Below are 6,336 nucleotides of genomic sequence, written 5' to 3'. Positions count from 1 at the left end.
CGGTCCCTTCGATAGTAGTTAACCGGCGTCGATCCCGTTTGTTCCGGCCGCGCCGTTGGATTCGCGGGCCGTTAGACTGACACAGAGAATGTTGGGGCAAGGTGCGTTGGCGGAGGGAGAGGACCTGAAATTCAACCTTCTCCACGGATCTGCGATCACCTTTGTGGGTGGGGTGTTCGGCTGATGCTGTTCAGTCGACCTGTTCAATCTGCGGACCTGGTTCGACCGGCGGAGCCGGCGTGCAATCTTGCCCCTTGCATTCCTCGACAGGGTTATCGGCTGGTGGAAGGCAGTTTTGGCCTTCGCAATGAACTGCCGGCTCTGGCGCTTCTACATGGTCAGGCGGAACAAGCTGATCCTCAGCGCGAATGGCCGACATTGCTACGCTGATCATGCCCGTGCACAAGATCGCAATCCCAAGCAATTTCATTTTCGCCTCCGTGCCTGGCAGCGAGCTGACCCTACACTTTCAAGCTGCGGCCGCATCCTCTCACCCGCGAACGACGTTAACACGGGGTTTCAGTGCTGGCCGGAAGGGCGGGCCGAATGATCAGCCTTTCGCATGTTGGACGCAGGCCGGATAGGCGGCTGCGGTCGATGCGGTGGGGTTGGCGCCTCGATGGCACATCGGCGAGCTACGCTTGGATTGCCTGATTGGCACCGGTAACGATCATGGATGATCTAGTCCGTGCGAAAGACGGTCCACCTATCCATCGAGTTTCAACGGCTCATGGTCGCGGGGATAATGGTTCAGCACCTCGCGGGCTTGAGCGGGCGCGCGTTTGTGTAAGGGGGATTCGCGCACTGTAAGTGGAACAACAATTGCTCCGCACCGTTCAAGCTAAGCAAACCCGTCGCGGGAGCAATGAAGCGCCGGAGCGGAGTTTACTTGGAGGCAATATGAGAAAGCAACTTTCCTCGGCCACGGCAGGACTCCTTCTGCTCGTTGGTGTCAGCGCTGCCGCCGCTCAGGACGTCGTGGTCATTCAACCCGAGCAGGATACTGTGATCCGGGAATACGTGAAAAAGAAACCGATGGCATCCGTCAGCCTTCTCGGCGTGGAGCTCAACATCGGCACAGCACTGCCCGATACAGTCGAGCTTTACGAGGTGCCGGACGTTCAGTACCGCTACGTAGTCGTCGATGGCCGAACCGTCCTGGTCGACCCATCTACCCGCAAGATTGTGAAGGTCTACGACTGACACGAACTCTTCCGACTGACGCCCGCCGTGCCGAAAGGTGCGGCGGGCTTTTTTGCTGTCCGGGTGGAACCCGATCTGGCCACAATCGTTCGGTGCGGCAACAAAGCGCCGTGCGTCAAAGTGGGAGGAACAATGCGGGAAAGGCAAGGCTTCACCGATAAAGAAAGACACGACAGGCAGGAGCGCACGTCGGATGCTGCAAGGGCATTCACAGACTTCGAGCGTGTGGCACGAGAAGCAAAGACGGCTCGGCTGCGGCAGCAACGACTAAAGGCCGAAACCGCTCTTCCTGCTGAATTGGCAGCGCAACCGAAGAGGAACCGAAAAGACAAAAGGTCTAGTAGGCAAGCGGGTTAGGCTTCTGCAGCATTGTTCTCGCAGACATTGCTGTGGAGATCGCATTGCCCGATCAGCCCGCGCTCTCCGGGCGAGGACGCGGGTTCTCTTTTCGGCTTGGCGCTAAGTGCGACTAGCTCCAGGCACCTCGTCGAGGAGATTTGGACCTTTGCTCACAGGCATTTGGCCGTCGGGAGTAAGCTTGTCCACCGCGTCGGGCAGTTCTCTTGTGAGCCGGTCGAGAAGTTCCTCGCGGGACAATCCGGTTTGCTCCGCGAGATCGCTCAACGTTTGCGGGTCGATCGCTTTCTCGACTTGGTCGCGCTGAACGGGGCGATTTGATCCTGTACCAACCCAAGAATCAACTTGATCGCCCGCACCCGCATTCCTGAGACGGTCCAGGATATCGCCGAGCCCGCCGGGGGAGCCAGCGCTTTTGGGATCTGTCGAGTTCCTACCGGCGATTAACTCGCCGATCTTGTCCCTATTCTTGTAGGCAAGCAGGCCAAGCAAGGCTATGGCGACTTTTCCTATGTCAAGGCTCATTTCGCATCTCCTTCCATGAAGAAGGGACAAGGCATGCGGCTTTGAAAGGTTCCACTGTGTTGCTACTGGGCTGGTTTACCGTTCGGTGAGCCGAGCGATTGCGGCTTCGCGGTCGGCTTCTGGCGGGACTTCAGCACGCGCGCCCCGCGGAGAATGATGGACGATCCGTGATGCCAATCGTCTCGATCGGTTCGCGCGCTTGAGCTTGCGCCAAATCCTCCCAACGAGGAACTCGACGGGTTCTCCGATCGTTGAATGCCTTTGATCGAGCCGCCGTCCTGCCGTCCACCTCGATACGCAAAACGGAATACGATCCGGAGCGTAGAACCCTCTCGGTATGGTTCATGGCCAGCGGTAGATGCTACCAATTTGACGACGTGCCGCCGGAGACCTTCGCCGCGTTCAAAGCCGCCTTTGTTAAGGGCCGCTATTTCAACGACTACATCCGCAATCACTTCCGATACCGTGTGGTTACGACCGGCGATGATGCCGGATGACGTCCTATGGACCACGCCCGTCATTCAGGCTGGTGGCGACGCTATGAGGTGGTAGAAGACTCGTCCGACGACCCCGGCAAACGATCGCGAATGGCTTCCTCGGTTCGCTTGGCGGTCGATTCCACAACTTTGCCGACCTTGCCTGCTAGCGTGTCGGCATCTCCACCCGAGCCTTGCCGGTCGGCCTCTTCCTTGACCGTTTCGTAGGCCTCGGCGGCAACTTGCTTTGCTTGCTCCAGGCCCGTTTCGAGAACCTCCTCCGCACTGTCGCGAATTTTGTCGCGGTAGGCGCCAAGTTGCTCGTCCTCTGTGGCTGTGTGGGGCAGCATCACCCCGATAGCAGTGCCCAGCGCAAGGCCGACTGCGGCGATAGCCAGCGGTTCGCGCTCGAAGAGGTCCTGTGCCGATTGGCGCGTCCGAGCCACTATCTCGCTGGCGCTTGAGCCGAGCTGGCCGGCGGTTGTTGTCATCCTCTCCTTGGCACCCGTCACAGCATTTGTTGCAGCTTCGGCCGCGCCGCTTGCAGCTGATGTAACCGAACCGGCGGTATCGGAGATCATCGCCCCGATCCCGGACCCTTCGTTGCCCTGGCTGAAATCATCGCCGCGCAGGTCGGAGAAAGCGTCAGGAGCCGTTCCTGTCCGATAAGCGGCGGCAGCTGAACTAGACGCTGACGTGCCGTTGCCGAGCATCAGCCAGGCCAGGCCGGCTCCAATCAACGTCAGCGGCAACGGGTTGTCCCTGACTTGCGACCTGAGGTTGCCAAGCATGGCGGATCCTTCGCCGGCGAACATTCCGGTAAATTCGTCGATCAATTGACCCGGTGTCATCTTGCTGCGGATCGAATCGGCGGTGTCTGCTACTTTCGCCCGGGCGATGTCGGCATCGCGTTCAAGCTCGGCTGCGGATTTGTCGCTCATCTGATTTGATCCTTGATCACGCGCGCGTCGCGCTTGAGTTGGTCTTGTGTGCGATCGGGCGTCAGCTCGGAAGGAGCCATGCTTTTCGTGCCAGAGCGCAAGAGAATGATTCCCAGTATCGCGACGACGATCCCGACCAGCAGCGAGGACCACCCCGCTCCCAAGCCGGCACTCGCCAGGGCGATTACGAGTGCTTGCAAAAGCACTATCAAGGCCGCGAGAAGGCATATCGCGCCGCCCAGAACCTCGGCGGCGCCTGCGCCGGCCTTGCTAATTTTTTCCGAAATTTCGGCCCGCAACAGCCTACTTTCGGTTTGAAGCAGGGTTGTGACCTGCTGTGCCAGATCGCTGACGAGGGTTGCGAGGCCGCGACTTTCCTGATTGTTGGTCATGGGTTCTGCTCCAGGCTTGCGCCTGCCCAGTCGTCGCCGGCCAGATCATCGCCGGCCAAGTCATCGTCGCGCTGGCTGGAGCGGGCCGGCGTCGGGTCGGAGGCCTCTGCCGATCGCGTAGCGGACTCATCCGAGTTCGAAACCGTTTCTGAATCACTGTGTGTTTGCGATCGACTCTGTGTCTCGGCCCGGGCAGATGGCGGCGAGCTCTTGATAAACCGCCCCAGCGCCAAGCCTGCCAATACTGAACCGGCGATCAGCGCCCCTGAGTTTTCGCGGCCGAACGACCGCATCTCGCCAAGAACATCTTCGAATGGTTTGCCCTTCAACGAAGATGAAAGGCGCTCAAGTGAGCCGGCGGCATCGAGGGTGAACTTCGAAGCGGTCCGTTGATCATTATTGGCCAGATGCTCGCTTGCTGCTCGCAAGGCTCCGCTAAAGGCCTTTAGGTTGGAGCTGATATCGCGCTGTGTTCCCTCGGCCTTGTCGAACAACGCCTGCTTGGCTTCCGTTGCGTAGTCGCCCGCCTTCCTGGTGAGTTCGTCGCGAGCGTCCTGTAGCGCCTCTGTCGCGGTCTGCGTTTCCTGCTCGAACCGCTCGGACAGTTCGCTTTTGGCTGTTTCGAAATCGGCCGGCTTACGGCCCTGATCGTCTTTGCGCTGCATTGTATTCTCCTAATGGAATCCGAGGAAGGAGAGGATCGCAAGCACGACGACGACAAGGCCGATGAGATAGATGACATTGTTCATGGTGGCAATCTCCTCCATTGCCTAAGTTCACGCATGTGCAATCCTTTTTGGACGTCGACTGTGCCAGTTGAACCCAGCTTTAATCGATCCGGAGCAAGGGCTCATTCACATTGTTTAATGGACGAGAATCTTGATGCCGCATTGGCGCGCTGGCGCGTCTTGGCCGAGGCGGTCACCGCGGTTCGTGAAAGAGATTTAGGTAGGTCGCATCAAAGTCGGCCAGTAATGCCAATCGCTGGAAATCCAGGATAACAATCCTCCTGTCTTTCCAGCTAACCAGGTCCTTCGCTCGAAGTTCCTGCAGCGTCCGATTCACGTGAACTATTGATAGACCAAGCACGTCGCCCAATTCCGCTTGCGTCAGTGGAATCGCGAACGTCTGGTCAGAGGCCAATCCAACTATTTCTAACCGGACATACAACTCGCAAATTACATGTGCGAGATGCTGTTCGGCGGAGCGACGCCCGAGACAGGTTATCCAAGTTCGTTGGATTGAGGTATCGATAGTGGTTGAAAGCCAGAGCATCCGGGTGAGATGTGGACTTCCACCCATTGCTGTGAGCAGGTCTTTGTGTCGAATGAAAACTACATCGCACGAGCCGAGGGCGCTCACGCTGTGATCCATCACTTTGAGCAGTAAACTATGCAGATCGACAAAGTCTCCCGGCACGTGAATTGCCGTTATTTGACGCCTACCTTCTCGAATAGTCTGGTTTCGAACTGCGAAACCATTCGCAATAAGACAGCTTTCGGCGGGGCGGGAACCCTCCCTGACAATCTCCTCATCGGGTCCGAAAGTTACCGGCCGGACCGGAAGAGCCTCAATAAGCGCGATTTCGTCTCGCGGCAGGGTGTCGCGGCGGTCGAGCATGCGAACTAAAAGGTCTTTGCCGAACATCGCAGTCCCTGTTGACCAAATCAGGAATCGAGTTCCAGCGGCTCGTGCCCCGGCTGATCGTGCCAGATGAACTGCCGCAGGTCCCGAGCATCTACAACTTGGTCGCCTGTCGGGCACAGATAGAAATGGTCGCTTTCATGCTCGACCTCTTCGCTATGTAGCTTGCCTGTAATGGGCGGCCCTAGTTGTGAAAGGTTGGTCATTGTTCGAGAATCGTTCTTTTTTGAGTCACGGCGTTCCGAGCCTCCGAGCCTCCCGACACAGGGTCTCGCGATCATTACCGTGCTTGCGGTCGCGGATCCTGCGGTATTGAGAGGCCGAACTTAGTGGCGAAATAGCAGAACTCATATTTTTCGTCACCCGTCGCCCCAGAACCTCTATTGCACTTGTCGTCGGCCATTTTGATTTCCTCCCTGGCAGGCCTTCAGATGAAGCGCAACGCGGATCAGCAACATTTGTTGCCGTCTCCCATTAGAATCACGTTATGTTCCGTCTAGCTAATATATACCGCCGACCCAGACTCGATCAGGTGGGCAAGCCTGTGAGTGCCGCGCCGGCCGGCTCGATTTCATTCCGCCGATGCATACCTGGTAGCCAAGCCGCCTCAGGGTGACGGATGGTCTCATGAGGTCAAGTTCGACAGCTACCGCTCGCAGATCGTTATGAGCCGCAAGTTTTGAGTTGCGTCTGCACAAGTAATTTCCTGGAGGTGAATTCGGGTAATTAGCCATGTGCAGGGTCCGCGATTTCGCCCAGCTTCAACTGTCAGGAGGCGATGGAGCCTGGCTTTCAAGC

General features: G+C 58.0%; 8 protein-coding genes. 2 read left to right on the top strand and 6 right to left on the bottom strand.

Annotated elements, in window-relative coordinates; genetic code table 11:
- Positions 1 to 900: 900 nt before the first annotated feature.
- Complete coding sequence (locus E5W87_RS33070) at positions 901 to 1,203, top strand: DUF1236 domain-containing protein (RefSeq protein WP_292407437.1); 303 nt, start codon at positions 901 to 903, stop codon at positions 1,201 to 1,203.
- Between the two features lie 459 nt (positions 1,204 to 1,662).
- On the opposite strand, the gene E5W87_RS33065 is transcribed toward E5W87_RS33070, so the two are convergent.
- The gene (locus E5W87_RS33065; protein ID WP_123150025.1) at positions 1,663 to 2,085 is read right to left on the bottom strand and encodes a YidB family protein; all 423 of its coding nucleotides are present in this window, start codon (positions 2,083 to 2,085) and stop codon (positions 1,663 to 1,665) included.
- Positions 2,086 to 2,336: 251 nt separating this feature from the next.
- Here E5W87_RS33065 and E5W87_RS33060 point away from each other — a divergent pair, with 251 nt between their 5' ends.
- Positions 2,337 to 2,582 carry a KTSC domain-containing protein gene (locus tag E5W87_RS33060; protein ID WP_367118903.1) on the top strand — a complete coding sequence of 82 codons (246 nt, stop codon included), beginning with the start codon at positions 2,337 to 2,339 and terminating at the stop codon, positions 2,580 to 2,582.
- Between the two features lie 41 nt (positions 2,583 to 2,623).
- On the opposite strand, the gene E5W87_RS33055 is transcribed toward E5W87_RS33060, so the two are convergent.
- The 5 genes from E5W87_RS33055 to E5W87_RS33035 form a co-directional block, all read right to left on the bottom strand.
- Complete coding sequence (locus E5W87_RS33055; RefSeq protein ID WP_292407431.1) at positions 2,624 to 3,397, bottom strand: hypothetical protein; 774 nt, start codon at positions 3,395 to 3,397, stop codon at positions 2,624 to 2,626.
- Between the two features lie 101 nt (positions 3,398 to 3,498).
- The gene (locus E5W87_RS33050; protein ID WP_095486764.1) at positions 3,499 to 3,894 is read right to left on the bottom strand and encodes a phage holin family protein; all 396 of its coding nucleotides are present in this window, start codon (positions 3,892 to 3,894) and stop codon (positions 3,499 to 3,501) included.
- Positions 3,891 to 4,559 carry a hypothetical protein gene (locus tag E5W87_RS33045; protein ID WP_292407429.1) on the bottom strand — a complete coding sequence of 223 codons (669 nt, stop codon included), beginning with the start codon at positions 4,557 to 4,559 and terminating at the stop codon, positions 3,891 to 3,893. The genes E5W87_RS33050 and E5W87_RS33045 overlap by 4 nt, the downstream gene beginning before the upstream one ends.
- Positions 4,560 to 4,815: 256 nt before the next feature.
- On the bottom strand, positions 4,816 to 5,541 hold the full coding sequence (locus E5W87_RS33040) for a Crp/Fnr family transcriptional regulator (RefSeq protein WP_292407427.1): 726 nt from the start codon (positions 5,539 to 5,541) through the stop codon (positions 4,816 to 4,818).
- A 20-nt stretch (positions 5,542 to 5,561) separates the two neighbouring features.
- Entirely contained in the window at positions 5,562 to 5,744 is a 183-nt protein-coding gene (locus E5W87_RS33035; RefSeq protein ID WP_292407426.1) for a hypothetical protein, read from the bottom strand.
- Positions 5,745 to 6,336 lie beyond the last annotated feature (592 nt).

Source organism: Mesorhizobium sp., from assembly GCF_004962925.1.
Lineage (GTDB): Bacteria > Pseudomonadota > Alphaproteobacteria > Rhizobiales > Rhizobiaceae > Mesorhizobium.
The sequence above is the reverse complement of the archived record's forward strand: the minus strand, read 5'-3'. Positions and strand labels throughout refer to the sequence as shown.

Bases quoted from the DNA above. Each gene is read 5' to 3' on its own strand.
- E5W87_RS33070 (WP_292407437.1), top strand. From the start codon at position 901: ATGAGAAAGCAACTTTCCTCGGCCACGGCAGGACTCCTTCTGCTCGTT.
- E5W87_RS33065 (WP_123150025.1), bottom strand. From the start codon at position 2,085: ATGAGCCTTGACATAGGAAAAGTCGCCATAGCCTTGCTTGGCCTGCTT.
- E5W87_RS33050 (WP_095486764.1), bottom strand. From the start codon at position 3,894: ATGACCAACAATCAGGAAAGTCGCGGCCTCGCAACCCTCGTCAGCGAT.
- E5W87_RS33045 (WP_292407429.1), bottom strand. From the start codon at position 4,559: ATGCAGCGCAAAGACGATCAGGGCCGTAAGCCGGCCGATTTCGAAACA.
- E5W87_RS33040 (WP_292407427.1), bottom strand. From the start codon at position 5,541: ATGTTCGGCAAAGACCTTTTAGTTCGCATGCTCGACCGCCGCGACACC.
- E5W87_RS33035 (WP_292407426.1), bottom strand. From the start codon at position 5,744: ATGACCAACCTTTCACAACTAGGGCCGCCCATTACAGGCAAGCTACAT.